The organism is Acidobacteriota bacterium (genome assembly GCA_016196035.1).
GTDB lineage: Bacteria > Acidobacteriota > Blastocatellia > RBC074 > RBC074 > JACPYM01.
In genome coordinates, this window is the sequence record JACPYM010000040.1 from 13,770 (window position 1) to 40,385 (window position 26,616).

Genomic DNA, 26,616 nt, shown 5'->3' on the forward strand with positions numbered 1-26,616 from the left:
GCTCCTTTTCTAGAACGGTTTGCAAATACGTTTAGGGGCAGTTGCCGCGCCGGGGCGGTACCGCGCGCGTCGGCCAGCGGCGCGTCAAGTCTGGCGGACTGGTACAGTGGCGTAGTCTCCGCTTGCTCACGCGCGCGGTACCGTTCCGGCACCCAGTTTTCCCTTCTACCAAAGTAAAAACTGGCCTAAATTGTTTCATTGCTCATCCCGCACATAAACCAACAACTGCACGCCCGGACGCAACGTGTACTCGCGCCCGACTTGCCGCCAACCGGGAGCCTCTTGCATACGTGGTTGCTGATCGGCGCGCGCAATCACGATGGGTTGGACGAGCGCACCTTCATCCAGTTTTTCTGGCAATGTGCCCGAATAGGCGACGTTGGGATAGTCGCGCAAATACCAGGGCAGCGGCCAGTATTCGGGCGAGCCGACGTGAATGCCGGTTTCCTTTTGCGTCGGGAATTGTGCGGCAGCCTGTTTGACTGTCCGCACAAATTCGAGAAAGTCGCGGTCGGTTTGTGCGTAGACGTAGCCATACTGTCCATCCAAGTAGGGCGTCAGTTTGAGTTGCTTGCCCCAGTCGGCGAAATAGGCCGTACTGTTGGAATTGTCTTCGTACTTTTCGAAGTTGACGAGGCGCGCCATGCGCCAACAGATAATCAGGGTGAAAAGTAAAAGGCCCAGCCACACTACGCGCCAGGTCAAGGGCGCGAACAATCCATACAACTGTTCAGCCGCATAGCCACACACCAACGCCAGCGGCAACAGAATGCTAACCATCAGCCAGGGCGTTTTGTAAGGGATAACGGAATAGGCCAGCGTGATGCCGAACGTCCACGCGCCCACAAACAACCAGAAGCGCGTGCCGCGCCAGAGGATGACCAGCCCGGCCAGTACGCCGCCAACCAGCAACGGCAATTCGAGTTTGAGCAAGATGCCCAGATAGTAAAACGTTGAATGCACGTGGTCGGTGCCGCTGCGTTCCTTCGTCCAATGCATGATGGCCTTGAACGCATCCGCGACGCCGCCCCAGTTGGTAAAGGCCGAGGAATAGAAAAAGACGTTGATGAAAATGAAGATAATCAGCGCCGAGAGGGCGTGATCCAGCGAGGGCCGCACAGCCGCCCAGTCGCGGCGAAGCTGTTTCACCAAAGCCGCAGGCGTAAACCGATGCTCGTGCAAGAGCATCCGCACAATATCCCACAGGCTGGCGCAAATGAGTGCGACCAGCAGCACGACCGCCGTAATCAACGCCGTCTCTTTGGTGGCGAACAAAATCCCGGCGGCAATCGCCACGAGCGCCATCCATTTGAAATCCTTGGTCGCGGCATAACGCCACGCGCCCACCGCAATCGCCAGCGAGCACCAGCCGAACATCATTTCGTGAATGAAGTACCGCGAGAAAAAGATCAGGCCGGGCGATAGCGCCATCAAAAACGCCGCCACCGGCAAACCGACTGTGCCCAGATGTTCGCGCCACCACCACAGCAACACGATGGACAGCACGCCAAACAGGCAGGGCCAGAAGCGCAAAGCAAAATCGCTCTCGCCAAACGCCCGCAGCGCCATCAACGCGAAGTAGTAAAGCGTCGGGCCATGATAATTTTCGGGGTTGTATTTGTAGGCGGTACTGCCCTGTTTGGCGAGCGCCAGCAGGAAATAAGAATTGACACCTTCGTCGTGATGAAACGGCTTGAGCGAAAGTTGGGCAAAGCGGAACCAACCGCCCACGAGGACGGCTAGTACGAACAAACCCACACTCACCAGCTTTTCGTTTCTTCTGATTTCAATCATGTGAACGTACCAACCGTGCGGGGTGTCTTGCATTGCCGTTAGACCACGACAACCAGGCCCGATCAGCGCACGCAAAAAGAGGCAGGTGATCTATAGACCACCTGCCTCCATGTTCAAGCGAACCAGCCAAACACGAGTTTACATCTTCTTCTTGGCTTTCGCCTTGGGCTTGCCTTTGCCTTTGCCTTTGACACGCCGCACCGGAGCTTTCTTCTCCGGTTCGACTTGGCCGGCATCCACGACCGTGCCGCCAGCAGGCGTAGCCGCGCCCGGCGGAACCAGCCAGATGCGGATTTGCGAACCGTCGGACGAAACGCCGCCGTCGCGCACCGTGATGCGGTTGGCGTCAATCGCCGTGCCCAGGCCGCCATCGGCCAAACGGTCACGCGCGTTCTTCGCCCGCTGCATGCTCAGCGCCTCCGGTTTCTCGTCCGCCGCACGATAACCATCAATGATGATGGCGGATTGCGGTTCGCTTTGAAGCGCCGGAATGATCGTTTGCTGCAACACGCTCTTGCAGGCGTTGTCCACACGCGCATTGTTGAGCTTGAACGTATTGCACGGTGCCAGTTCACGCGGTACCGGTGTTGGCTGCGGCGGCGGCGGCACCTTCACGCTGATGTTCGTCGAACCACTGGCCGAGCAATTCACTCCGCCGCTTGACGTGGCCTTGACGGTCACGCTGATGTTCGTACCTGGCGCGACACCGGTCGTGTCCAAACGCGCGCTCATGCCGTTGCCGGCAATCGTGCCTGCGGTGGACGACCATTCGTAACGCACGTCGCCGTAGTTGCGGCCACCCGTCACACCATTGGTCGAGAAGTTGACCGCTTCACCGGCATCAATCGAGGTCTTGTCCGCCGTCACGCTCATGTTCGGATCGAAGCAGATCGCCAGCGGCGGGCAGTTGGTCACGCGAATCGTCTTCGAGTCATAAGCGACGCAACCGCAACCATCGTCCACTTGCACGGTGATCGTGTATTCGCCCGGCGCCAAACCCGTCGTATCGAACGACGTATTCGCGCCGTCGCCGACGATGCGGCCACCCGAGGCATTCCACGAATAAAGCAATGTGTCGCCATCGGGATCGGAAGCCGACGCATTCAACGCCACCTTGTCGCCCGCGCAAACGGTCGCCGCCGATTCACGCGTCACATCGGACGAGCCTTGCGTCACCGCACCGAGACCGAGGTTGACGGTCGGCGGCTGGTTGGGCAGCACAGGTTCCTTGCGGTCATTCATATGACCGATTGAGAACCCGGCGATAAAGCCGTTCGGGCTGTGGTGCGAATCTATTTCGTCCATCCAGTTCAAATGGCGTTGATAGGCCGCGCTGATCGAAATCCAGCGGGTCGGGAAGATGCGCGCGCCGGCAACGAAATCTACCGGACTGTTTTTCAAAAGTGAAGGCGTGCGGCTGCTGACGTAGTGCGTGGCCTTCACTTCGGTGATGAGTTGCAAGTACCGGCTTAACGGGAAGTCAAAGCCGATGCCGGCGCGCAATTCATTCGGCAAATCCAGCGCGCGGTCGCTGCTGCCAAAGCCCTGAATGACGCCGCAACCAACGCAGAGCGGGCCAAGGTTCATGTCTTCAGCGCGCGGGTCGCCGATTTTGATGAAGCCGATGTTGGTCGAGAGATTGATGTATTTATGCAACCGGCCATCCAATGCGGCGATTACACCATAATCAAACCCGCCCGTGCCGCGGCCCCGTTCCAAACCGCTGTTCAGATCGCGCGTGGTCGGGATTTTTAATAACGGAATCAACGAGAGGCCAAACGGATTGTTCGGCCCGGTGAACCGGATTTTGCCGCCCAACCACAAATCACCTAAATGATGATCGGAGAAGCGCGCCAGGAAAGGCGCATTCGGCAAATAATTCGGACTGGTGTTGGGTAGCAGGGCGGGCAGGATGCCGCCCACCGGAGCGCCCAGACCGACATAGACCGCCGTGTTATTGCCACTCGGGCGCGCGGTAAAGGGGCCAATCACGGTTAATGAACCAGGCACGCGGCAAGGGCCGGGGAAACCGCCATTGCCGCAAGGGTCGCCCGCCAAAACCGAGGCGCTGTTGGTGCCCGGCACAATGACCAGACGGCCTGGCGCCAGGGTTTTGGTACGAACATCCGGCAGGTAGAAACCGCTCAACAGTGCCGGGGTGCCGACCGAAACGACGCGTTGCGCTTCAAGATTGGCAAAAAATTCGAAGTGATCGCTGATACCGATGGTGAAATTAAACGGATAAACTTGCCAGGCAACGTCACCGGGATCGCGATGAAAATGATTGGCGAAGAACCCGATATTGAACTCGCCCTTGCGCAACGTCTGGGCATCATAAACCGTAAAAAGGCCAGTGCCGCCATTGACGGTTGGGGCCGGGTTGCGAGGGTCATCTTCTGACCGTTTGGTCTGCGCATTGACAGCAGCCCCCACGAGCAGGAGCGCTAACACCAGACCGAGCGTTTTTCTCGCAAAATTCATATATCTCCTCCTGGAAGAGTGGGTGACAATAGACTTCATTAGGTTTGTATTCTCTGCCGGTACGATCTCAGTTTCCTTCTTAGCTCGCCCTTTTACTGCTCTCAGATCGTACCGCAAATGTGAATGACAAAAGGAAAACTGCGTGCAAAATCTATACGATAGGGTACAAGGTGTCAATTCAATTTTGCCTCTTTGGACAACAACTTAGCGACGCTGGTCAGTGGTCAGTGGTCAGTGGCCAGTGGCCAGTCCGTAACTCCCCACTCCCCACTGGCCACTGACCACTGACCACTGCTTTAAGCATATATTCCCCGCACTTTGGTGCTTTGCGCGACGCGATCAATCGCCAGCATATAGGCGGCGATGCGCATATTAACGCTGTAACTTTCGGCGCAGCGCACTACCTCTAAAAAGCTTTCCACGATGATGTCCTGGAGCCGCTCATTAACCACCTGCTCCTTCCAAAAATAGCCCATGCGATCCTGCACCCATTCAAAATAGCTGCATGTGACGCCGCCCGCGTTGGCCAGAATATCAGGAATCACGAAGATACCTTTGCGTTCCAGGATGTCGTCTGCCGCCGCCGTGGTCGGGCCGTTTGCGCCTTCGCACAGGATTTTGCATTTGATGCGATCAGCATTGCCGCTGGTAATTTGATTCTCGGTTGCCGCCGGTAAGAGCACGTCACAATCCAATTCCAGCAACTCCATGTTGGAAACCGGTTCAGCGTGCGGATATTTCTCATAGCTCTTATGCTTGGCCAAATAGGCGAGCGCATCTTTCACATCCAACCCGCGCGGATTATAGATGCCCCCGTGAATGTCGGAGAGCGCCACGATTTTGTAACCTGCATCTTGCATCAATTCCGCAGCCACGCCACCAACATTGCCCGATCCTTGAATGACGACGCAGGTCTCAGCATTCTTCAGGCCAAATTTTTTGACCGCCTCATCAATCACGAATAAACAGCCGCGCCCGGTCGCTTCACGGCGCCCCTTGGAACCGGAAAGATTAATCGGTTTGCCCGTCACCACCGCCGTCACCGTGTGACGCGCGTGCATTGAATAGGTGTCCATGATCCACGCCATCGTCTGTTCGTTGGTGTTCATGTCCGGCGCGGGCACGTCGCGTTCGGGGCCGATGAAATCAATCAATTCAGCGGTATAACGCCGCGTCATGCGTTCCAATTCACCCAGCGACATATGCGTCGGATCGCAAATGACGCCGCCTTTGGCGCCGCCGAACGGGATGTTGACCACCGCGCATTTCCAAGTCATCCAGGCCGCCAGCGCGCGAATTTCATCCAACGTGACGTTCGGCGCGAAACGAATCCCGCCCTTGGCTGGGCCACGCGCGAAATTATGTTGGACGCGATAACCGGTGAAGACTTCGATGTGGCCGTCATCCATAAACACCGGGATGTAAACCGTCACTTCGCGGTTGGGCACGCGCAAAACCTTGTACAGATCAGGATCGAGTTTCAACAATTGCGCCGCGTGATCGAAGCGCTCCATCATGGATTCAAACGGATTCTCTTCCCGAATCTCGCGAATATCATCTACGAAAACTTGGCCTGGCACTGCTTGCTCCTGTGTCTACTCAAAAAAATAGGCGAGTGAATCAGCCTCACTCGCCTTGCTGTCTGTTTAGTTTTTCAAAACTTCGTTTAAGGCCCCAGTTCGGTAGCCCTCTAAATCAAGCGTCACGAACTTAAACCCAAGTTGTTTGAAGGCGGTAGCAATTCGTTGCGTCATCTCTAAGCTCAAAGCCTTCGGCAACTCTTCCGGCGCAATTTCGATGCGCACCACCTCGCCGTGGTGTCGCACGCGCATCAGGTTAAATCCCAGCGCCCGCAATTTGGCCTCGCCGCGCTCAATTACCGAAAGCTTTTCAATCGTCACCGGCATGCCATAAGGGATGCGCGACGACAAACACGCCGACGCCGGACGATCCCAGATCGGCAGCCCCGCCGCTTTTGCCAGCGTGCGAATGTCATGCTTGCTCAGGCCGACTTCGAGCAAAGGGCTGCGCACGTTCAACTCGCCTGCGGCTTTTCGCCCCGGACGATAATCGCCCACATCATCAGCATTGTTACCGTCGCAAACCCAGGCGAACCCGCGCGCCGCAGCCAGCGCGCTCAGCTTCGTGAACAATTCATGCTTGCAGAAATAACAGCGATTAGCGGGGTTGGCCTGATAGTTGGCGTCGTGAATCTCTTCGGTCACGATGAACTCGTGCGGGATGCCGTATTGCGCAACGACTGTGAGCGCATCCTGCCGTTGAAAATCAGGATAGCTCGGACTCTCACCCGTCACCGCCAAAGCACGCGCGCCGAGTTCACGCGCCGCGACGTAAGCCAGATAGGCGCTATCAATGCCGCCGGAGTAGGCCACCACCACCGATTCCAATTCGCGCAACACACGGCATAGCGCGGCTTCTTTGGCTTCCAAACTCAAGGTCTGCACAGTGGCAGTTGAATGATCCATTCCTATTCACTCGTTAGAAAACCGAATATCCCTTGATGCCCAACGGCAAGCGATAAACCTTCTGCGTGCTGACGACAATCATGTTGCCCTGCTCATCGAAGGCCAACCCGACCAGGGCGCCACCCGCCACGACCATTTCCGCGCGCTCACCGTCCGGTGAAATACGCACGATGCCGCGCTGACCGCGCAAGGAAGCCGCGACATACAAATTCCCGTCCTCATCAAAGGCCAATCCCTGCGGACGGCCCAGACCGCGATAGAAACTCGTCGCCTCGCCCATCGCGTCAACGCGCCAGATCGTTTCAAACGAAGAAACCGTGGGGCCAGACACATACAAATCGCCATCCGGGCCAAACGCCATATGATAGGCCGAAACACTCGGTTCCAGCGTCGCGTGGGGCCGCGCTTCACCCAATTCGTTCACCTGAAAGATCGTCCCGCTGCGATCACCAACGTAAATAACCCCGCGCCGGTCAAACGCGATCCCGGTGGCCACGCCTAATTCAGTCGCCAGCGTCGTTACTTCTTTGAACGGCGTGACGCGATAGAGTTCACCTTCGTACCGGCTCGTTACATGCAATACACCTTCGCTATCAAACGCCATGCCAGTTGGATTGACGATGTCCGAGAGGAATGGCTCCACCATTCCATCCGCCGCAATTTTATAGATCGAAACCGGGACTTTCTGCCCGCGCGAACCGGACAGCGTTACATAGATGCTGCCGTCATCCCGATCCACCGCCGGATTCGCAACCGGGTGCAAGTTGTCGGCCAGTTTTTCGCCCAACGTAAACGCGGTGGTTAAATCCATGCCGACGCTTTCCAAAATCAATTCCCTGGCGCTGAAACCGATCTCATATTCCGGCACCCCGACGATCACGCGCGTGGGCGAAGCTCCCACCAAGCGCCCACGCAAGCCAGCAAAGCTGGCGCGGCACGCCGTAAAATCCGACGTGTCGAACCCTTCGCACGAGACGATTACCTCGCCGCCTTCAACGCCAGCGCGTGGTAGCAAGCGTTTGATCGAAGCCTCGCCTAATTCAGCCATCCGCAATTTTCTCCGTGTGATTTGGCATTTGGATTCCAAGCAAAAACAATGATACGCGAGGCATCCGGTGATGACAAACGCGACGCTTGCTACGGTACGCGGCAGCCAACACAGCAAGTACATTTTCTTTCTCTCATTCGCCAAAATAACCAACCAGCGGCTAGGTAGTCTCGTCTAAGGCCGCGAACCTTGATGACAAGATGTTTGAAATGATGCGCGGTTTCTCTGTTACTAACAAATGGGAGGCAAAGAGGACTATGAAAAAATTAATTGCAACTGCGTTTCTGATGATGCTGACTTTCGCAACGACCCTGCCGTCGCTGGCGAAATCCAACACGCCGGAAGAGACAGACAAGACGCTTAAGAAGATTCGCAAGGAGCTTATCACCTTGCCCTTCTACAGCGTGTTCGACAACCTGGCGTTCAAATACGAGGATGGTGTGGTGACGCTTTACGGTCAGGTAGCGCGTCCCACGCTGCGCAAGGACGCAGAGCGGGTAGTGGAGAAGGTCGCAGGAGTAGAAGATGTGGTGAATAAGATCGAGGTGCTCCCGCTCTCGTCCTTCGATGACCGGATTCGGTTGGCGACTTACCGCGCGATTTATCGCCAACCTGGCTTGGATCGGCTTTCGATTCAAGCCGTCCCCCCGATTCACATCATCGTGAAAAACGGGAACGTCACCCTGGAAGGCGTGGTGAATAACAAAGGCGATGCCACGCGCGCTTATCTGGCGGCGAACGGCGTCCCGAACGTTTTCTCGGTGACTAACAACTTGCGGATCGAAAGAAACTAACACGCAAGTTACGACGAGTTACTACTGTCCATTGGTGATCCCTCCTGAGAGGTGAAGGAAACTTGATGGCTGGCAAGCGGTGAACTTGCCAGCCTTTTTGTTTTTGACAGGCCACTGCATTGACCGCGTATCCGTTCGGCGCTAGACTCCGCCACGTTGAACGCACTTCCGCCAAGCCATTGCAGTTTGGAAGTCGTATTCGACAGCGCCACTCAACCACGATAAATCAACTCGGCAACGATGTATTGCCAGCCATTTTCTCGGTCATTGTTTTTTACCGTTCGCAGTTCAGCCTAAACCCGGTTCACGACTCAACCAATATCATCAGGAGGATCGCCATGCTTCAGCAGGCTTCCATTCGCCGCAGTCTTTGGGCCAGTGCCTTGGCCTTGTTTTTCTTGGCTTTGAATTTTCAGTTTCCACCCATTTCGGCACGGCTGGCCGCTTCCCCCGACATCGTCATCAGTCAAATTTATGGCGCGGGGGGCAACAGCGGCGCGACGTGGCGCAATGATTTCATCGAACTTTTCAATCGCGGCCCGGCGGCGGTCAATCTCAGTGGCTGGTCAATTCAATATGCGTCTTCAACGGGTACCACCTGGCAAAAGACTGATCTGACTGGCAGCTTGCAACCGGGCCAGTATCTGCTGATCCAACAGGCTTCCGGCGGTACGAATGGCGCTGTGTTACCGACGCCGGATGTCACCGGCACGATTGCAATGGCGGCGACAGCGGGCAAAGTCGCCCTGCTCAATAGCGCAACGTTGATTGCCAGCGGCACCGCTTGCCCCAGTGGCGCATCGCTGGTTGATCTGGTTGGATACGGCAGCGGCACGAATTGTTTTGAGGGCAGCAACCCAACGCCTGCGCCGAGTGCGACCAACGCCGTTTTTCGCGCGGCCAGCGGCTGCACCGACAATGACAACAACGCGACTGATTTCAGCGCCGCCGCAGCCAATCCGCGCAACATCGCTTCGCCACTCGCGCCGTGCAGCACTTCAACGCCGCCGACCGGCAATGCCAGCGCCGCACCCAATCCGGTGCTCACCGGCGCGGGCGCCTTGCTGACCGTCACAGTGGCCCCCGGCGCGAATCCGCCCAGCACCGGCATCACTGTGCGCGGCGATTTGACGGGCATTGGCGGCGCGGCCAATCAAACCTTCTTCGACAATGGCACGAACGGCGACGCCACCGCGAATGACAACATCTTTTCGTTTCAGGCCGCGATTCCAGCCAACCTCACGCCTGGTTTGAAAGTGTTGCCGATTACGCTGGCCGATGCGCAAAGCCGCACGAGTTCGACCAACATTTCTCTGCAAGTCCGCGCGCCCATCGTCGCGGGCGACATCGTCATCAGCCAGGTGTATGGCGGCGGCGGCAACAGCGGCGCGCCCTTCACAAACGATTTCATCGAGATCTTCAATCGCAGCAATCAACCCGTAGACATCACGGGCTGGTCGGTGCAATACGCTGCGGCGACCAGCGGGACGTGGCAAAAGACCGACCTCACCGGCACCCTGCAACCCGGCCAGTACTTCCTGATTCAGCAGGATTCGGGCGGAGCGAATGGCGCGCCGCTGCCTACGCCCAACGTCACTGGAACGCTGTCATTGGCAGCGACCGCAGGCAAAGTCGCTTTGCTTAACAATGCAGCGTTGATTGCGAACGGCACGGGCTGTCCGTCCGGCGGCGGCTTGGTGGATTTCGTTGGTTACGGCAACACGGCGACCTGTTTTGAAGGCGCAGCGCCTGCCCCCGCGCCCAGCGCCACCAATGCCATTCGGCGCGCGGGCAACGGCTGCGGCGATACGAATAACAACACGGCCAATTTCGCCACGGGCGCGCCACTCCCGCGCAATTCGGCGACGGGTTTCAACGTGTGCGGCAGCGGCGCAATTTTCGATAACAACAATGCGATGCTGGCGGTGCAGGAACTTTCGAATTGCACCGGCATCGGCGATGTGCTGCTGGTCGAAGCCAATCTGACCAACGTCGGCACGCGCAACCAACTCGACAATCCCGGCTCCGAATTCATCGCCAAACTCACGCCCGCGCTGGCCTTTGTGCCAGACAGTTGCGTCACGATTGGCACGGGCACCTGCACGCTTACCAACGCCGGCCAACTCGACTGGAACGGTGTGGTGCCGTTGGGCGAAACGGTGACGTTACGGTTTCAGATTCAGGTCAAAGAGGCGGCGGCCACCGATCCCCTGCTCTGCCTCAATGCGACGATCAATTACGATTCCGACAACGACGGCCTCAACAACGCCACACTGACGGCCAGCCAATGCCAGCAGGCCAATTGCCAGCCGGTCGCGGCGGGCCAACTCTTCCCCGCCAAAGCCGAAGCGAGCGATCAACGCGCGGGTTCCGTGCTGGTCTTTCCGTTCTATAGCTCCGATCCCGCCGCGCTCAACCGCGAGAACACGCGCATCAGCCTGACCAACCTGCATCCGCAGCGCCGCGCGACAGTGCACCTCTTTTTCATCGCTGACGATACAACCGGCGTGGCGGATGGCTATCTGTGCCTGACGCCGAATCAGACGGTTAGCTTTTTGATGTCCGATCTCGATCCCGATGTGGCGGGCTATTTGATCGCCGTCGCCAGCGATGAACGACTCGGCTGTCCGGTCAATTTCAACTATCTGGTCGGGGATGAATTTGTGAAGCTGGCAGCGGGCCACGCCGCCAATCTGCCCGCCATCGCCTTTGCCGCGCTTGGTGCGGTGCCTTGCGACGAACAGGCCAGCACGGCGGAACTGAAATTCGATGGCGTGCAATACAACGCCACGCCGCGCACCTTGGCGCTCGATAACCTGCCCAGCCCGGCGGATGGCAACGCGACCTTGCTGATCTTAGACCGGTTGAGCGGCAATCTGGCGACGGGTCTCAACACGCTCGGTTCGATCACGGGCGTGCTTTACAACGATGCCGAAGCGCCCTACAGCTTTGAATTTTCGACCACGCGCCGCCAATTCCGCGCTGTCATCAACGCCAGTTTCCCGCGCACAGCCCCGCGTGTGCCGACCATCATTCCGGCGGGCCGCTCCGGTTGGTTAAAACTGGCGCGCGGCAGCGATGGCGCGTTTGTCGGCGCAGCGCTCAATTTCAATCCGAACAGCGGCACGAACAGCAACGCCTTCAATCAAGGCCACAACCTGCATCATCTGACGCTGACGACCGAATCGAGTTTGATCGTGCCGGTGTTTCCGCCGACGTGCTGACGCAAAAAGGGGAGGCGAATGTTACCTCGCCTCCCCTTGCAACTTACCCCTCGACGCGCAGCGGGACAGTACCGCGCGCGTCAGCAAGCGGCGCGTCAAGCTTGCCCTAGTGGCTGAACTGCCAATAGGCCGCTTGCTCATGCGCGCGGTACTGTCCCAGCGTCAACTGACTCCCGTAAACGCAATTGCAAACCGCTCTATTTATTCTCGCCCGCCGCTGGCCCTTTCCCCACCCGCTTGGCCGCAATCTTTTGCTGGCCGAAGACCGCGTTCAGGTCGGTCACTTCGCCTTGCTCATTTTTAGTAAAGCTCACCTCAGCGCCTTCGGCATCCTTGAAGTAAAACTTCGTTTCCGACTCCGGCGTCGCCGGCAGCGCAGCCTGATTCGGGATGACAAAAAAGAGCGTGTTGCCTTCGCGTTCGACGCGGAATTTGACCAGGCCGCCCGAATACTCACCGACATACGCATCCAGTTGCTGCGTGCTCAGCTTCGCCACCGGACGATCCGCTGGTTTCGGGCGCGCCGTGTCCATAAAGCCCACCAACATTTCGTCGTAGGTCGGTTCGCCAAAGCGCACGGTTTTGGTCGGATCAGGATTGCTTTTGTTTTTAGCCGAATTGTCGAAGTGCGCCGTCACGATCAGCTTCGCGCCTTTGGGCACGGCTAGCGGCTGTTTCAGTTTGTAGAGTGTCTGCCAGTTGAAATCATAAGCGGGCACGTTGATCAGCGTCTCGCGTTTGCCGTCGGCGTAGGCGATTTCGTATTTCATGTCCTTGCCGCGCACGTGCAGATGCGGCATGTAATTGATCAATTCGACATCGCGCCGCAGCGTGTGGCAGGCGTTGGCCTCGTGGTTCTCTGCGCCGGGCGGAATGGCAAAAAGGTCATTGACGATCAAGAGCGTCTCAACCATTTTCTCGACCGGTTGTTTGGCGAAGACCAGCGCGATGCTGGTGCGGTCGGTTTCGGCGTTGCTGTTCGTCTTGGCGTAATGCATCTGGAAGATCAGATTTGAGCCCGCCGGAATTCGTTTCGCCATCCCCGCCGGATAGATGTCGGCATTGCGGCCCGGCGCGTAAGCCGACAGCAAGGGCGTGCCGCCGCCGCCGCTGTTGCGTTTCGCGCCGCAAGCGTCATTGACGACTGGCGCGTCGGGCTTGGTGCGATTGACCGAGCCATCGCGGTATTCGGTCGAAGATTTTTGCGACTGAAAAACAGAAATCGGATTGTGCACGTCGCCGCCGCCCTTTTTGGCATCGTCCTGCGCCAGCCGGTACATCAGCGGCGTTTCGATAAACACGACGGCGTGATGCACAACCTTGCGATTGCCGGGGCGGAACTCGCCCGCCTGAATCCACTTGTCTTCGGTAAAGCCAGTCGGCACGCGGATGTAAATGTAATCGTCGGCGTTCTTGCCCGACAGCGTGAATGGCTCCGGCATTTGCAACACGACATCCGGCTGACCGATTTCCCAAGCCGCGTTGCGCACAGGCACGGGCGGCAAATCTTTTGGGCTGCCTTCTTTTGCGCCGCCATCCACCCAGGCCGTTACGGTGTCAATCTCGGCTTGCGTCAGCCGCGCTTCGTTTTCAAACTGGCCGAAGTGCGGGTCGGCGTGCCAGGGCGGCATCTGGCGATTGGCGACTTGTTCTTTGATGGATTTGGCCCAGGGCCGCACGTCTTTGTACGACAGCACCGAAAACGGCGCGATGTCATCGGGGCGGTGGCATTGCGCGCAATTCTTGAAAAAGATCGGCGCGACATCTTTGGTGAAGGTGACTTGTTTGGCGGGCGCTTTTGTCGAATCGGCTTGCGCGCTGGGCAAGCTGAACAGCAATCCGGCAATGAACAGCGCGGCGAAAAGCAGCGAGGGTTTGCGCATTGGTAGAGGCTCCTTCTGATCGTTGAATCGAATCTTGCGGCAAGAGTGCCGATTGCGCATACGCACAAGGCGGCAGAAAAGGTGCAGCTTTTTTCCCCGGCGGATTTCAGCGCAGCAGCTTTTGCATACAGACGCTGTTTTCGACACCGGCGTATTGCCCATAGTTGGGCATGATTTCGTAGCCGCAGCGTTGATAGAGGCGAATGGCTTCGGGCTGTCGCTTGCCCGTCTCCAACACGCAAGCAGCAGTCTCGAGTTCGCCCGCCCACGCTTCCAATTCCGTCAGGATTGTTTGGGCGATGCGCTTTCCGCGCCAAGCGGGCCGGACGAACATGCGTTTGATTTCGACGCTGTTGCCGGCATACGGCTTGAACGCGCCGCAACCGACTGCCTCGTCATTCACATACGCCATGACGACGTGCTGAAGCTGGTCAATTTTGTTGAACTGCGCGTAATAGGCGTGCTCAGCGCCATCGCGCTCGCGCAAGTCCTGGTCGAGCAAGCGGACAAGCGCTTGAAAATCAGCATTGCCTGAGTGAGTGCGTGTCAGTTTAAGCATACGGCGGGTGCAGTGCGCTGGCGGCCCCTGCGAGATGAAAAAAGGCCTCGCTAAAAACGGATTGCGGAATGCATTAGCGCATTCCGCAATCCGCGCTTCAAATTTTACGAAGAGATCATTGACCGCTACTGCCAGCCGTGTCCTCTTTCAGTTTGCTGACTTTTTGCCCATTCATTTCAGCGCCGATGACTTCGCCTTTGTCGTTTTTGACGATGGTGAATTCGGCGTCGCTGCCTTGCATGAAAAACTTCGTCTCGGATTGCGGCACGAATTCCATCGTGGCGCGGAAGGGAATGCTGACGATCAGCGCGTTGCCTTTGCGCGTCACGTTCACATTCATCTTCATCGCGTCGAGCATGTACTTGCCGGCGTAACTATCCAGCACCTTCGGGTCAACTTGCGCAATGGGGGGCATCTCGGTGACGTAATCCATGAACCCCAACATCATTTCATCATACGTCGGCTCGCCGAAACGCACGTCTTTGGTCGGGTCGGGATTGAATTTGTTCTTCGTCGAATTGTCGTAATAGGCGGTCACCATCAGCTTCGTCCCGGCGGGCAACCGCTTCGGCTCTTTGAGCAGGTAATTGGTTTGCCAAGCGAAGTCATATTTCGACGAACTCATCAGCACTTCGCTTTTGCCGTCGGGATAGATCGCTTTGTATTCCATGCTCTTGCCGCGCAAATGCATGTGCGGCAGGAAGGCATAAATTGTCGTCGCGCGTTTGAACGTGCGGCACGCCGTCACGCGATGATTGTCGGCGCCAGCGGGAATCTTAAAGGTGTTATTGCCGATGGAACCTGTCGTCATCAGCTTGTCGCCGTGCTCTTTGGCAAACACCAAACCGATCATGGATTGATCTTTTTCCACCGCCGTGCCGCCCAGCGTCTGATTTGAATAGTGAATCTGGAAACGGATGAGCGAGCCTGCTTGCAACTTGCGCACGATCCCTTCCGGGAAGGAGTCAGCGTTGTGACCGGGCGCGTACCCTGCGAGCAAGTCGCCGCCCGTGCCACCGCGTCCGCCCGTGCCCGCCGCACAACCGTCGTCTTGCACCGGCTGATCGGGTTTCATGCGGATCAAAAAGCCATCGCGGTACATCGGCGAATCCTTCAACTGCGCTTCCATCGCCTTGTAACGCGCCTCGGTCGTCAGCTTCGACATATTCGCTGAGCCGGGCGGCACGATGAAGGCCAGAATGTGATGGACGATTTTCGGATTCGTCGGGCGCGCTTCGATGCGCGAGATGTATTTGTCTTCGGTCAGCTTAGGGTCTACATCAAAGTATTGATACTCATCCGCGCCTGGCTTGTAGGTGTAAGGCTCGGGAATTTGCACAACCAAATCAGGCGTGCCGATGTTCCAACCCGCCGCGAATTTCGGCGCGGGAGGCAGTTCTTTCGGATCACCTTCCGCCGCGCCACCATCCACCCAGGCCACAATCGTGTCAATCTCGGCTTGCGACAGCGTGCGGTCGTTGGCGAACTGGCCCACGTGTGGATCGGCATGCCAGGGCGGCATCGTGCGGTTGGAGACTTTCTCTTTGATGGATTTCGCCCAAGGCCGCACGTCCTTATAACTCAAGGTCGAGAACGGCGCGCTCTCACCCGGACGGTGGCACTCAGCGCATTGCTTATTAAAAATCGGCGCGACATCTTTGGTAAACGTGACGGCCTTGGCATTTTTGCTGCCACTGGCGTGCGTGCTGGCCAGCCAAGCCAGGCTGATCGTGACGCTAAACAGCAGCGCCAACACAAAGGAAAAACGACGTTGAATCCGCATCTGGAAAGTCCCCTCACTCTTGAAAATCTTGTTGTTTGCCCAAACCGGTTGCGGCACGATCTGTGCCCGTGAAGCGATTTGCGGGCGTAAATGTATGCATACCCGCCTCTGCTGTCAAGCGAGTTTTCCTAATGGATTCAGCAACTTCCAGCAAATCCTGTCTTGTGCTTCGGCTATTGGCTGACCGGTCAGACAGTTACAGCGAACAAAACTGAATGACCCCTCAGTCAGATTTCCTTCAAAACCAAACCCCGCTGATGGCGAAAGCCAAGCCCCGCAGCGAAAAAAGCGCAAAACCTGCTTGCCTCCTTTTCACGGCAAGGCCTGGCTTTCGTGCCCAGACAACCCAAATTAAAAAGCCTGGTTGGCGCCTCTGCCGCTAGCGCTCCCACGGCGGGCAACATAACCGGCAGAGACCGATCCGCAAGATCGCCACCGCCTACGGCAAATCAATCAAGATCAATTCGCTCGCTTGCGTGGCCGCCAGCGACAGATTTTCCAAACCAACGAGGCGCGCCTGATCGCCAGTATTCAACACTTCGCCATTCAATGTCAGAGCACCTTCGATCACATAAAGAAACGCGCGCCGCCCCGGCTTCAATGTATGCGTCACTTGCTCACCCGCGCTTAACCGCGAAACATAAAACGTCGTGTCCTGATGAATCTTCAAAACCCCCGGCGCAGCCTGCCCCGACACAATCGGCAACAGCTTACCCGCGCGTTCGGCCTCTGTGAATTGCCGCTGTTCGTATCCTGGCGTTAATCCGTCCTGCTCCGGCAATAGCCAGATTTGCAACAGCCGCACCGGCTCGGTTTCCGAAGCATTCAACTCGGAATGCGCGATGCCCGTCCCGGCGGTCATGCGCTGCACTTCGCCCGCGCGAATCAGGCCGCGTCCGCCCGTGCTGTCTTTGTGCGCCAGTTCGCCGCTCAGCACGTAAGTGACGATCTCCATCTCGCGATGCGGATGCGTCGGGAAGCCGCCGCCACCTGCGATCGTGTCGTGATTGAAGACGCGCAAGGGCCCGAAATTCAGATTGGCCGGATCGTAGTACCGATCAAAACTGAACAGCCAATAGGCCGACAACCAATCACTCTCCAAATGAAACCGCTCGTTCGCTCTGATGATCTGCATACAGTTCCTCCTTCTTTCGACAAACTTACGACAATCGTTTTTGCAATTCGCCGTCCACCGAAGCCGCGCCACCGCCACGCATCAACAACGCCACGGCCAACCCGATGGCCAGCAGGTGATATTCAAATCCTTCGCCTTGCGGTTGCCCCATCCAATTCATAAAAAAGCCATTTTTGGCGTGCACCATCGCCACGGCCCCTAGCATCACTAAGCCAATGCCAAAAGCGCTGAAGCGCGTCAGGAAGCCGGTAATCAGTCCCAGCGCGCCAAACGATTCGGCCATAATCACCAGGAAAACAATGACGGCGGGCAGGCCCTGTCCGGTCATCGCCTTCATGGTCGCGCTGAAACCATAGCCGCCAAACAAACCCAAAAGCTTTTGCGCGCCGTGCGGCAAAATCACCAGCCCCAGCGTCAACCGCAAGATCAACGGCAAGATGTCATTCGTGGTCGCCAACATTTTTCGCAGCATACTCTTCCCTCCTTCGGCCTGCCCATTCGTTTCCCGGCAGACTGTTTCTCAGTTGACAATTGGGGCAAAAAAACTACTCGTGGAGCAGTTTGCCCAGCAAATGGAACAACGTCTTCTGTTCCTCCCGCGTCAGCGGTTTGAGCGCCGCGTTGGCCGCCGCAATCACTTCGCTCAACGTGTCCTGCAAAAACCTGGCGCCCGCCTCCGTCAGCACGACCAGATTCACACGCCGGTCGCCACAAGTGAGGCGTTGCGCATAGCCTTTCTGCTCCAAGGCGTCCACCACCTTCGTCACATTCGCCCGCGTTGAAAGCATCTGCCGCCCGATTTCGGATTGCGACAGCGGTTCCGCCGCCCCATTCAAAATGCGCAGCACGTTGTAGTGGTTATCTGTCAGGCCCCACTTGCCGAACCGCTCATCCGACGCGCGCCACATCCGGTCACCCACGCGCATCAGCCGGATCAGCGCCTGCTCGGCGATGCTCGGGGTTATTTTTACGCGTTGTTTCGTCATCACGCCGCGCATTATGCACAGCACCTGCCAGGTTGTCAACTGGGAAACATTCAACCGCGCAACTGAATGCCGGACTGTACAGCCGCGCCGCCGCCGCACTAAGATGCCGCGCGTTTCAATCAACCAATTTTTCGGAGTCACCCTCGCTATGCTGCTGAAATTCATCAAACTGGCGCTCTATCCGCTCTTCCGCATCTTCTTTGCGGTTGAATACCACGGCGTCGAAAACGTGCCGCCACACGGCGCAGTCATCCTCGCGGGCAATCATCCGTCGTATCTCGATCCGCTGCTCGTGTTGTTGGCGGTCGAACGTCCGATCCAGTTCATGGCGTGGGATTTGCTTTTCAAGCTTCCCGTGCTGGGACAGCTCATTCGCGCGCTCGGCGCCTTCCCCGTGGATTTGCGCAAAGGCAAAGGCGAGGCCGCTTTCCAGCAAGCCTTGCGCGTGTTGAACAGCGGCGACGCGCTGGGCATCTTCCCCGAAGGCCAACGTAGTGAAGCGGGGCCGATGGGCGAATTGCGCACCGGGGTCGCGCGGCTGGCCATTGAATCGGGCGCGCCCATCGTGCCGATCACTATTGGCGGGGCTTCGCGCGCCTGGCCGAAGTGGAAGCTGCTGCCCAAACCCGCCAAGCTGGTCGTGCGCTTTCACGCGCCCCTGCAACTGAACGCCGCCGAATGCGCCGCGCGACGCGCCGACAAAGAGTTTCATCAGCAAGTGATGCAGCAGGTTGCCGCGCGCATCAACCGCTCGCTGCGCCCTGCACTGCAAGTCGCCGCACACATCGAACGCTGGTACGCGCAACCGCCCTCGAACATCCGCACATATGAATGGGCGCCGCTGCTGGCCGCGTTCATCGCCGTGTTGGTCGCCTGGCGGCGCGGCACGTTGTATGCACACAGCTTCGACATTCTGTTGCCGGTCGCGTGTTATTACATTTATCTGGCGGCGGATCTGACGCTGATCAAACCAGCGCGGCCGGCGAAGTGGTTGCGTAATTCGATGCCCATCTGGCTGATTTTGCTTTGGCATTATCCGCTCACACGCGCCATCGTCACGCCCGCAGGCGAACGTAACGCCTGGCTCGCGCTGGCGGCGCTGGCGGCCTTCTTCCCTTTCTTTTACGAAGACTATTTCGCGCTGCAAAAGTTCGTGCGCGGCTTGGTGGTCAGTTACTACTTTTCGCTGGCCTTGTTGCTGGCGTGGCCGCATCCGCTGGGCACGCTGACGGCGGTGCTGAGTTTCATCGTGCTCTTTTGCTGGCGTAACCGCGTGGTCTTTTACCGCTGGACGGTGTTGATTGGGTTGGCTGTGCTGGCCATCGCAATTGCGCTGACAGCGGCCTCGCGTCTGTCGTTGCTGGCCTTTGTGGCGCTGGCCGTCGCCGTGCTGGCCTATCTGCAAACCTTTACTTCGATTGCCTACGACATTCGCCGTGCGGGCAATGTCTCGCTTGACGGCCCGACAGGGAAAATGGGCGAAGGGACGAATTGACTTCGCCCCTTCGCCGCTTCCCTACCCTTTCTTCCCGATGCGATACAGTTTCGACGCCGTGCGAATCACCAGGTTGTCGCGCACAATCGCGGGCGTCGCCATGCAGAGTTCGTCCAGCGAATTCTTGCCGATGACTTTGAACTCCGGCCCCGCCTGAATCACATAGGTATCGCCGTCTTCATTCAAGCAGAAAATCTTGCCGTTGTAGGCCCACGGCGACGAAGTGAACGCACCCACCGGCACTTCGGCGTCAATGCGTTGGCGGCCATAAACTTCCTTGCCGGTCTTGGCATCGTGCGCGGTGAAAAACCCGCGATCCAATAGCGTGTAGTAGATGTCGCCGTAAATAATCGGCGACGGGTTATACGGTCCCGCCTGGCGCTGATACCAGGCGACAAACTGATTGCTGGTCTCACCTTCTTTCAACGAAATGTCGCCGCTCGCCCCGGGCTTGATAGCAAAGACCGGTCGCACCTGATCGCCTACATAACCCGACGCAACATAGAGCAGACCGAACTTGGTAAACGGCATCGGGATCGCAATGGAAGACATCCCGCCGAACCACCACAGTTCCTTGCCGTTATTTGGGTCGTAGGAAACCACGCGCTTCGTGGCGGGCACAATCAGTTCGGTGCGCGCGCCTGATTCCCACACGTATGGCGTCGCCCAATTCGTGCCTTTGCCCCGATCTACGCGCCAGAGTTCCTTACCCGTCAGCTTGTCGAGCGCCGTCAGATAGGACGATTCGTCGTTATCGTTCAGCATGAACAGCTTGTCTTTGTACACCACGGGCGAAGCGGCGGTGCCCCAGCCAAAGCGTGTTTGCTTCGGCTCAATCTTTTGTTGCCAGAGCAGCTTGCCGTTCAGGTCGAAACAGAAAACGCCGACATTGCCGAACATCGCATACACACGCTCGCCATCGGTCACAGGCGTTTCCGAGGCGTAGCTGTTTTTCAAATGGCGCGAGAAGCCGGGCACGGCCTTGAAGACTTCGCGCTCCCACAGCGTCTTGCCGGTTTTGAAGTCTATGCAATAGACCATCCAGCGATGGTCGTCTTTGGGCGCGGGCCGTTCGCCGCCAAAATACAAGCCCTTCTTGACGGCTTCCTGCGGCCCGGTACTCACAACCGAAGTCAGAAAAATCTTGCCGCCCCAGACAATCGGCGATGACCAACCGGTGCCGGGCACATCCGTCTTCCAAACGACATTTTCAGTCGTACTCCACTTGTCGGGCAGGCTGGCTTCGTCTTTGGCATCGGCGACGCCAGTGGATTGCGGGCCGCGAAATTGGGGCCAACGGTCAGAGGCCGAAACGGCGAATAGCGACGAGATGCAAAAAGCGAGAATTAAGCAACAGCGCAATAGCATAGGGTTATCCTCAGTTCTGGGTAGCGTTTTGTCCGAATTGCAGTGAACAGTGGCGGTGATTATACTCCGCCCATCGCTAAAACTTTTAGTCCATTCACCTGCCAGCGAGAGACCGAATTTGGTTGGCTCGCAAGCGGAACGCAAGCTATGAAAACTTATACGGCCATCATCGAGAAATGCTCCGACACCGGGTTGTATGTCGGCTATATCCCCGGCTTCCCAGGCGCGCACTCACAAGGCGAAACCCTTGATGAACTCAATCTGAATCTGCGCGAAGTGGTCGAGATGTTGCTGGAAGACGGTGAACCACAACTGGCAACCGAGTTCATCGGCACACAAAATTTGCTAGTGGCCTAACCAGATGAGCAATACGCCTGTTTTGAAACCAGCGGAAGTTACGGCCATTTTAGGCAGGCTGGGCTTTATCTAAGTGCGGCAACGCGGTTCTCACAAACAATTCCGCAGTGCCCTTTCATAAAGGCCGCGACATCTCGCCAGCGCTGTTGCGCCAGATCACCAGAGACATCGGCTTGACGCTCGAAGAGTTTCTGGCCCTCCGCTAATCAGCAAGTCACCGCAATCGCCTCCACCGGACACGCCTCCAATGCTTCCCGACACTGCGCCTCTTCGCGCGCAATCTCAGGTTGGTGGGCAACGTAGGAATGCCCTTGCGCCGTCTCGCGTACAAAGTTGGCAGGCGCGATTTGACGGCACAGATCGCAATCAATGCATTCGGTGTTGACGGAATAGCGGCCCGGTGCGTTCTCAACGAATTTGGCGGGTACCGGAGCAAGTTGTAACGCAGGTTGAGCCATAAAGAACTATTGCAGCACCGGCAACGCGCGTCGCCCCAATTCAACCGCCGCCGCCACGTAGGCATTCTCCGGTTTGTGCTCGTGCGCGTGATAACTCGACCGCACCAGCGGGCCGGATTCGACGTATTTGAAGCCCATCGCCAAGCCCAGCCGTTTGAATTCGGCAAACTCAGCGGGATGATAAAACTTTTCGACCTTCAAGCGTTGCGGCGCGGGTTGCAGGTATTGGCCGATGGTCAGGATGTCGCAATCCACCGCGCGCAAATCGCGCATCGTTTCGATGATCTCTGCGGTCGTTTCGCCCAGGCCCGCCATGATGCCGGATTTGGTGAGCATGCCGCGTTGCTCGGCGTCGCGGCGTGCGGCGGCGCGGCGCAATAACTTCATCGTCCATTCGTGGTATTTGGCGTGCGGGCGGACACGTTTGTAAAGATGCGGGACGGTTTCGGTGTTGTGGTTCAGCACGTCCGGCTGGGCGTCGAGCACAAGGTCGAGCGCCGCGTCATTGCCCTCGAAGTCGGGAATCAGCACTTCGATTTTGCATTGCGGATTGACCGCGCGAACGGCGCGAATCGTGGCGACCCAGTGTTCGGCGCCGCCATCAGCTTTGTCATCGCGATTGACGCCGGTGATGACGGCGTGTTGCAGGTTGAGCGTCTTGACAGCCTCGGCCACATGCTGCGGTTCATTCACATCCAGCGGTTTGGGTTCGCCTTTGCTGACCGCGCAAAAACCGCAGCGCCGCGTGCAGGTGTCGCCCGCGATCATGAAAGTCGCTGTGCGATTCGACCAGCATTCATAGATGTTGGGACAGCGCGCTTCCTGGCAGACGGTGTTCAGGTTGAGGCTGTTCATCAGGCGATTGACCGTTTGATAGTCTTCGCCCATTTGCAACCGAATTTTCAGCCATTCCGGTTTGGGAACTCGTTGTTTGGGTAATGCCATAATGAAATTATCGCCCACGAAGCCACACGAAGAAAACACGAAGAAAACACGAAGACAGGGCGTTTGCCACAGAGACACAGAGAGAAGACAAGCATTGATTTTGTTTTTTTAGGTTCGCTGTCCCTCTGTGCCTCTGTGGCAAGTTTCTGCCTTTCTTCGTGCTCTTTGTATGGCTTCGTGGGAAAGGCTCAAGGCTGCGCCGTTTTCAGCACCAGATTCTCGATGAAAAATTCCATCATCCGTTCAGTGTTGATGCCGGAGTGCCCGCGATCAGGGCCGACCTGCACGTCGAAGCTCTTGCCCGCGCGTTGCAGCGCCGCGATCAGTTGCATCGAATTGTTCGGATGCACGTTGTTGTCTGCTGTGCCGTAATACAGCATCAAGCGGCCTTTCAACTTGTCGGCGTAATTCATCGCGCTGCCCGCTTCGTAACCTTCTTTGTTCTCCTGCGGAATCCACATGTAACGCTCGGTATAAATCGAGTCGTAGTGATTCCAGGCGGTCACTGGTGAAGAAGCAGACGCCGCCGCGAAGACATCAGGATGCCGCAAGATCGCCATCGCCGAAGCATAGCCACCATACGACGTGCCGAAGATGCCGACGCGATTGCGATCAACATAGGCACGTTCGGCCAGCGCCTTGACACCCGCCGCTTGATCGTCAATCTCGACTGTGCCGAGTTTGCCGTAGATCGAATCGAGGAAACGTTTGCCACGTCCGGCGGCGCTGCGCGAATCGAGCCGCGCAATCAGGAAGCCGTACTCAACCATCGGCATGGGCGGCGCAAAGTTCTCATTCGCGCCGTTGGTCGCGGGGCCGGCGTAAACACTGACCAACAGCGGGTACTTTTTGCTCGGATCGAAATTCGACGGGAAGCTCAGGATGCCGTAGAGATCGGTCACGCCATCCGCCGCTTTGAATTTGAAGACTTCGTTTTTCTTCAAGCCAAGCTGATTGAATTTGCTCAGATCGCTCTGCCCCAGATCTTCGATGACTTTGCCCTCCGCATCCAGCAGACGCGTGACCGGCGGGATGGCGTGCGTTTGCGCGACGTCTACGAAATGTTGGCCGTCGGGCGCGATGCTCACTGTGTGATTGAGCGACGGGTCGGTCAGCCGTTTGTCGCCTTTGCCGTCCAAGCCGACACGATGCAATTGCAGCTTGTTCGGATTGTCGCCGCTGCGCGCGGTGTAAAAGAGCGCGTTGTTGGCTTCGTCCAGCAACGCGCTGCGCGCGGTTTCAAATTGATGGTTGGTCAGCGTGGCGAGCAGCTTGCCGCCGAGGTCGTACAGATAATAGTTCTTCCAGCCTGTGCGTTCCGATTCCCAAATGAAGCGTTTACCGTCTTTCAGGAAACGATGTTCGGGGTGATTTTCGACCCAACTGGCGGGCCATTCTTCGCGCACGATCACGCGGCACCTGCCCGTCGTTGGATTGGCGGCGGTGAATTCGAGAATGTTCTGGCGGCGATTGGTGCGGTTAAACAGCAACTCGCTGCCATCGGGCGACCATTCAATGGCGTAAACATAATGACCAACCACGCCATTCTCAAAGGGCTTGCCATCACGCACGTCCACCTCCACGGTTTTCTTGGACGCGATGTCATACACATAAAGCGCGACAATCGGGTTGGCGACGCCGGCTTTGGGATACGCCTCGATGTCCATCTTGCTTTGCAGCTTGGTTTGATCGAGTTGCAAGAAGTAATCGGGCACGGTGCTCTCGTCGAAACGATAAAACGCCAGCTTCGTGCCGTCCGGCGACCACCACATGGCGGTGTTCTGGTTCAGCTCTTCGCCGTAGACCCAACTGGCCGAGCCGAATTTGATCCGCTTCTGCGCATTGCCTTCGGTCGTGATCGCCTGCTCATTCGCGCCATCCTTCGCGCCATCTGGCGCGCTCAGCCACAGATTGTTATTGCGGTAAAACGCCTTGAGCTTGCCATCAGGTGAATTGGCCGCATCGAATTGGCGGCCACGCTCCGGGCCACCTGCGCCAAACCTGCCCCGGCCTTGTGGGCCGTCGTTGGTCGCGGGGCCAGTCGCTTCAGAAACCTGCTTCGTTGCGATGTCGTAGCGCAGCGCCTTGCCATCCTTGCGGTATTCCAGCGCCTTGCCGCCGTCTTTCCAGGTCGCTTGCACCGCGCCGGATTTGACTGAGCCGGGAATCTCGCGGCTCATCTTCTGGTACTGCTCGTAACCCGGCATCATTTTGAGCCGGTCTTGTGCAATCGCGGCCAGCGGAAGCAGCCCCAGCAAAAGCGCCAGGGCTAAGCGCCGGTTCAATTCAAGTTTGTTTTTCATCGTGCAGGTCTCCTTGGAATTATCCGTTAATGCAACTTGACTGCGGCCACATCCACGGGCGCGACAAGCTCATTTCCAGCGTCGTTAAACTCGCCTTCCCAACGCGCCACCACCGCCGTTGCCAGGCAATTGCCGACCACATTCGTCGCCGTGCGCGCCATGTCCATAAATTCGTCTACGCCCAAGATCAACGCGATGCCTTCGAGCGGCAGGCCGAATTGCGCGAGAGTCCCGGCCAGCACGACCAGCGAGGCGCGCGGGACGGCGGCGATGCCTTTGGTCGAGAGCATCAGCGTCAGCAACATTGTGATTTGCTGGCCGACCGAAAGATGTATGTTGGCCGCCTGCGCGACGAACATCGCGGCCAGCGAGAGGTACAACGTCGAGCCATCCAGGTTAAAGCTATAGCCCAACGGCAAAATGAAACTCACGATGCGGCGCGGCACGCCCAGGCGTTCCATGTTTTCGAGCGCCTTGGGGAACGCCGATTCGCTCGAAGTTGTCACAAACGCCAGCGTCGCCGGTTCTTCGACCAGTTGAAAGAAACGCTTGAAGGGCAGGCGAATCATAAAGGCGACCGGCACCAGCACCAGCAGGATGAAGGCGGCCAGCGCGCCATAGAGCGTGAGGATCAGCTTGGCGAGATTCCACAAAACCCACAAGCCTTTGCCGCCAACCGTGACCGCGATGGCGGCGCCGACCCCCCACGGCGCGAATTTCATCACGTAATTGGTGAACTTGAACATCGTCTCAGAGAGCGATTCGCAAAATTGCAGCATCGGCCTGCCCTTTTCGCCGATGCCCGCCAACGCCACCGCAAAAATCAGGCTGAAGACGACGATTTGCAGCACGTCGTTGTCGGCCATAGATTTAATCAGGCTGGTCGGAAAGATATTCACGAGGTGGTTTTGCGGCGTCATCTTGCTGGCATTCGCGGCGATTTCTTTGGCTTCGGCGCTTTGTTCGCTGGGCAGATTGATGCCCTTCCCGGGTTTGGTGAGGTTGACCGCAATGAGACCGATGACCAGCGCCAGCAACGTCGCGCAGGTAAAATAAATCATCGCTTTCACGCCGATGCGTCCAACCTTGCGCATGTCGCCCGCGCCCGCGATGCCCACGACCAATGTCGAGAAAATCAGCGGCGCGATCAGCATTTTGATCAAGCTCAGAAAGATGCGACTCAAAACGCGCACCCATTGAATCAGGTTGTCTTTGCTCTTGTGGGCTTCTTCAAGCTCTTTGGCCGAAGCCAGCACCTGCTCTTTGACTGACGTGGGCAGGCTGGCTTTATTGACCTTTTCGACTAACTCAGTGGCCTTCGCGGGTGTGTCGGCGCGATTGACCGCCACCAATAAATCCGCTTTGGTTTGTGGCTCGGCGTCGAGACGGCTGACCGCTTCGGCCATCTGTTGCTGCAAGGCAGGGGCGCGATCAGAACGATGAATCAGGTAGCCGATGACAATGCCAATGACGAGTCCGATGAAAATCTGTTGGGTGAGCGAGAGTTTACGCATAGC

General features: G+C 57.5%; 20 protein-coding genes and 1 pseudogene. 5 read left to right on the forward strand and 16 right to left on the reverse strand.

The window, feature by feature from the left end; genetic code table 11:
- Positions 1–195: 195 nt before the first annotated feature.
- From HY011_13795 to HY011_13815, 5 genes are all read right to left on the reverse strand, one after another.
- Positions 196–1,794, reverse strand: a complete 1,599-nt coding sequence (locus HY011_13795; protein ID MBI3424003.1) for a TIGR03663 family protein — start codon at positions 1,792–1,794, stop codon at positions 196–198.
- 138 nt (positions 1,795–1,932) lie between these two features.
- A complete protein-coding gene (locus HY011_13800; GenBank protein ID MBI3424004.1) occupies positions 1,933–4,275 on the reverse strand; it encodes a PKD domain-containing protein in 2,343 nt (780 codons plus the stop codon).
- Positions 4,276–4,571: 296 nt separating this feature from the next.
- Positions 4,572–5,792, reverse strand: coding sequence for a Glu/Leu/Phe/Val dehydrogenase (locus tag HY011_13805; protein MBI3424005.1), 1,221 nt, complete (start codon positions 5,790–5,792; stop codon positions 4,572–4,574).
- Between the two features lie 129 nt (positions 5,793–5,921).
- Positions 5,922–6,761, reverse strand: a complete 840-nt coding sequence (larE, locus tag HY011_13810) for an ATP-dependent sacrificial sulfur transferase LarE (GenBank protein MBI3424006.1) — start codon at positions 6,759–6,761, stop codon at positions 5,922–5,924.
- 13 nt (positions 6,762–6,774) lie between these two features.
- Complete coding sequence (locus tag HY011_13815) at positions 6,775–7,809, reverse strand: gluconolaconase (GenBank protein ID MBI3424007.1); 1,035 nt, start codon at positions 7,807–7,809, stop codon at positions 6,775–6,777.
- 257 nt (positions 7,810–8,066) lie between these two features.
- On the opposite strand from HY011_13815, the gene HY011_13820 reads away from it, so the two are divergent.
- Positions 8,067–8,603, forward strand: a complete 537-nt coding sequence (locus HY011_13820; GenBank protein ID MBI3424008.1) for a BON domain-containing protein — start codon at positions 8,067–8,069, stop codon at positions 8,601–8,603.
- 338 nt (positions 8,604–8,941) lie between these two features.
- Complete coding sequence (locus HY011_13825) at positions 8,942–11,827, forward strand: lamin tail domain-containing protein (protein MBI3424009.1); 2,886 nt, start codon at positions 8,942–8,944, stop codon at positions 11,825–11,827.
- A gap of 197 nt (positions 11,828–12,024) precedes the next feature.
- On the opposite strand, the gene HY011_13830 is transcribed toward HY011_13825, so the two are convergent.
- The 6 genes from HY011_13830 to HY011_13855 all read right to left on the reverse strand — a co-directional run bounded on the left by HY011_13830 (position 12,025) and on the right by HY011_13855 (position 18,173).
- Entirely contained in the window at positions 12,025–13,710 is a 1,686-nt protein-coding gene (locus tag HY011_13830) for a thiol-disulfide isomerase (GenBank protein MBI3424010.1), read from the reverse strand.
- A gap of 106 nt (positions 13,711–13,816) precedes the next feature.
- The gene (locus HY011_13835) at positions 13,817–14,269 is read right to left on the reverse strand and encodes a GNAT family N-acetyltransferase (GenBank protein MBI3424011.1); all 453 of its coding nucleotides are present in this window, start codon (positions 14,267–14,269) and stop codon (positions 13,817–13,819) included.
- Positions 14,270–14,384: 115 nt separating this feature from the next.
- Positions 14,385–16,052, reverse strand: coding sequence for a thiol-disulfide isomerase (locus HY011_13840; protein MBI3424012.1), 1,668 nt, complete (start codon positions 16,050–16,052; stop codon positions 14,385–14,387).
- Positions 16,053–16,491: 439 nt separating this feature from the next.
- The gene (locus HY011_13845) at positions 16,492–17,187 is read right to left on the reverse strand and encodes a pirin family protein (GenBank protein ID MBI3424013.1); all 696 of its coding nucleotides are present in this window, start codon (positions 17,185–17,187) and stop codon (positions 16,492–16,494) included.
- Positions 17,188–17,212: 25 nt separating this feature from the next.
- A complete protein-coding gene (locus tag HY011_13850) occupies positions 17,213–17,659 on the reverse strand; it encodes a DoxX family protein (GenBank protein MBI3424014.1) in 447 nt (148 codons plus the stop codon).
- 73 nt (positions 17,660–17,732) lie between these two features.
- A complete protein-coding gene (locus tag HY011_13855) occupies positions 17,733–18,173 on the reverse strand; it encodes a MarR family transcriptional regulator (GenBank protein MBI3424015.1) in 441 nt (146 codons plus the stop codon).
- 148 nt (positions 18,174–18,321) lie between these two features.
- On the opposite strand from HY011_13855, the gene HY011_13860 reads away from it, so the two are divergent.
- A complete protein-coding gene (locus tag HY011_13860; GenBank protein MBI3424016.1) occupies positions 18,322–19,668 on the forward strand; it encodes a 1-acyl-sn-glycerol-3-phosphate acyltransferase in 1,347 nt (448 codons plus the stop codon).
- Positions 19,669–19,689: 21 nt separating this feature from the next.
- On the opposite strand, the gene HY011_13865 is transcribed toward HY011_13860, so the two are convergent.
- Positions 19,690–21,036: a PQQ-binding-like beta-propeller repeat protein gene (locus tag HY011_13865; GenBank protein ID MBI3424017.1), complete on the reverse strand. Its 1,347-nt coding sequence runs from the start codon at positions 21,034–21,036 to the stop codon at positions 19,690–19,692.
- Positions 21,037–21,183: 147 nt separating this feature from the next.
- On the opposite strand from HY011_13865, the gene HY011_13870 reads away from it, so the two are divergent.
- Positions 21,184–21,393: a type II toxin-antitoxin system HicB family antitoxin gene (locus tag HY011_13870; protein MBI3424018.1), complete on the forward strand. Its 210-nt coding sequence runs from the start codon at positions 21,184–21,186 to the stop codon at positions 21,391–21,393.
- Between the two features lie 4 nt (positions 21,394–21,397).
- Positions 21,398–21,599, forward strand: a pseudogene (locus tag HY011_13875) (type II toxin-antitoxin system HicA family toxin).
- Here the strand turns inward: HY011_13875 and HY011_13880 are convergent.
- The 4 genes from HY011_13880 to HY011_13895 form a co-directional block, all read right to left on the reverse strand.
- Complete coding sequence (locus HY011_13880) at positions 21,600–21,851, reverse strand: ferredoxin (GenBank protein ID MBI3424019.1); 252 nt, start codon at positions 21,849–21,851, stop codon at positions 21,600–21,602.
- Between the two features lie 6 nt (positions 21,852–21,857).
- A complete protein-coding gene (gene lipA / locus HY011_13885) occupies positions 21,858–22,796 on the reverse strand; it encodes a lipoyl synthase (GenBank protein MBI3424020.1) in 939 nt (312 codons plus the stop codon).
- Between the two features lie 188 nt (positions 22,797–22,984).
- Entirely contained in the window at positions 22,985–25,099 is a 2,115-nt protein-coding gene (locus HY011_13890; GenBank protein ID MBI3424021.1) for a DPP IV N-terminal domain-containing protein, read from the reverse strand.
- 26 nt (positions 25,100–25,125) lie between these two features.
- Positions 25,126–26,613 (reverse strand): cation:dicarboxylase symporter family transporter, encoded by a 1,488-nt coding sequence (locus HY011_13895; protein ID MBI3424022.1) that lies wholly within the window; start codon positions 26,611–26,613, stop codon positions 25,126–25,128.
- Between the last annotated feature and the right edge of the window lie 3 nt (positions 26,614–26,616).

Coding starts and splice junctions, on each gene's coding strand:
- HY011_13835 (MBI3424011.1), bottom strand. CDS start 14,269: ATGCTTAAACTGACACGCACTCACTCAGGCAATGCTGATTTTCAAGCG.
- HY011_13820 (MBI3424008.1), top strand. CDS start 8,067: ATGAAAAAATTAATTGCAACTGCGTTTCTGATGATGCTGACTTTCGCA.
- HY011_13850 (MBI3424014.1), bottom strand. CDS start 17,659: ATGCTGCGAAAAATGTTGGCGACCACGAATGACATCTTGCCGTTGATC.
- HY011_13870 (MBI3424018.1), top strand. CDS start 21,184: ATGAAAACTTATACGGCCATCATCGAGAAATGCTCCGACACCGGGTTG.
- HY011_13890 (MBI3424021.1), bottom strand. CDS start 25,099: ATGAAAAACAAACTTGAATTGAACCGGCGCTTAGCCCTGGCGCTTTTG.
- HY011_13895 (MBI3424022.1), bottom strand. CDS start 26,613: ATGCGTAAACTCTCGCTCACCCAACAGATTTTCATCGGACTCGTCATT.
- HY011_13830 (MBI3424010.1), bottom strand. CDS start 13,710: ATGCGCAAACCCTCGCTGCTTTTCGCCGCGCTGTTCATTGCCGGATTG.
- HY011_13800 (MBI3424004.1), bottom strand. CDS start 4,275: ATGAATTTTGCGAGAAAAACGCTCGGTCTGGTGTTAGCGCTCCTGCTC.
- lipA (MBI3424020.1), bottom strand. CDS start 22,796: ATGGCATTACCCAAACAACGAGTTCCCAAACCGGAATGGCTGAAAATT.
- larE (MBI3424006.1), bottom strand. CDS start 6,761: ATGGATCATTCAACTGCCACTGTGCAGACCTTGAGTTTGGAAGCCAAA.
- HY011_13860 (MBI3424016.1), top strand. CDS start 18,322: ATGCTGCTGAAATTCATCAAACTGGCGCTCTATCCGCTCTTCCGCATC.
- HY011_13805 (MBI3424005.1), bottom strand. CDS start 5,792: ATGATGGAGCGCTTCGATCACGCGGCGCAATTGTTGAAACTCGATCCT.
- HY011_13865 (MBI3424017.1), bottom strand. CDS start 21,036: ATGCTATTGCGCTGTTGCTTAATTCTCGCTTTTTGCATCTCGTCGCTA.
- HY011_13795 (MBI3424003.1), bottom strand. CDS start 1,794: ATGATTGAAATCAGAAGAAACGAAAAGCTGGTGAGTGTGGGTTTGTTC.
- HY011_13815 (MBI3424007.1), bottom strand. CDS start 7,809: ATGGCTGAATTAGGCGAGGCTTCGATCAAACGCTTGCTACCACGCGCT.
- HY011_13825 (MBI3424009.1), top strand. CDS start 8,942: ATGCTTCAGCAGGCTTCCATTCGCCGCAGTCTTTGGGCCAGTGCCTTG.
- HY011_13840 (MBI3424012.1), bottom strand. CDS start 16,052: ATGCGGATTCAACGTCGTTTTTCCTTTGTGTTGGCGCTGCTGTTTAGC.
- HY011_13855 (MBI3424015.1), bottom strand. CDS start 18,173: ATGACGAAACAACGCGTAAAAATAACCCCGAGCATCGCCGAGCAGGCG.
- HY011_13880 (MBI3424019.1), bottom strand. CDS start 21,851: ATGGCTCAACCTGCGTTACAACTTGCTCCGGTACCCGCCAAATTCGTT.
- HY011_13845 (MBI3424013.1), bottom strand. CDS start 17,187: ATGCAGATCATCAGAGCGAACGAGCGGTTTCATTTGGAGAGTGATTGG.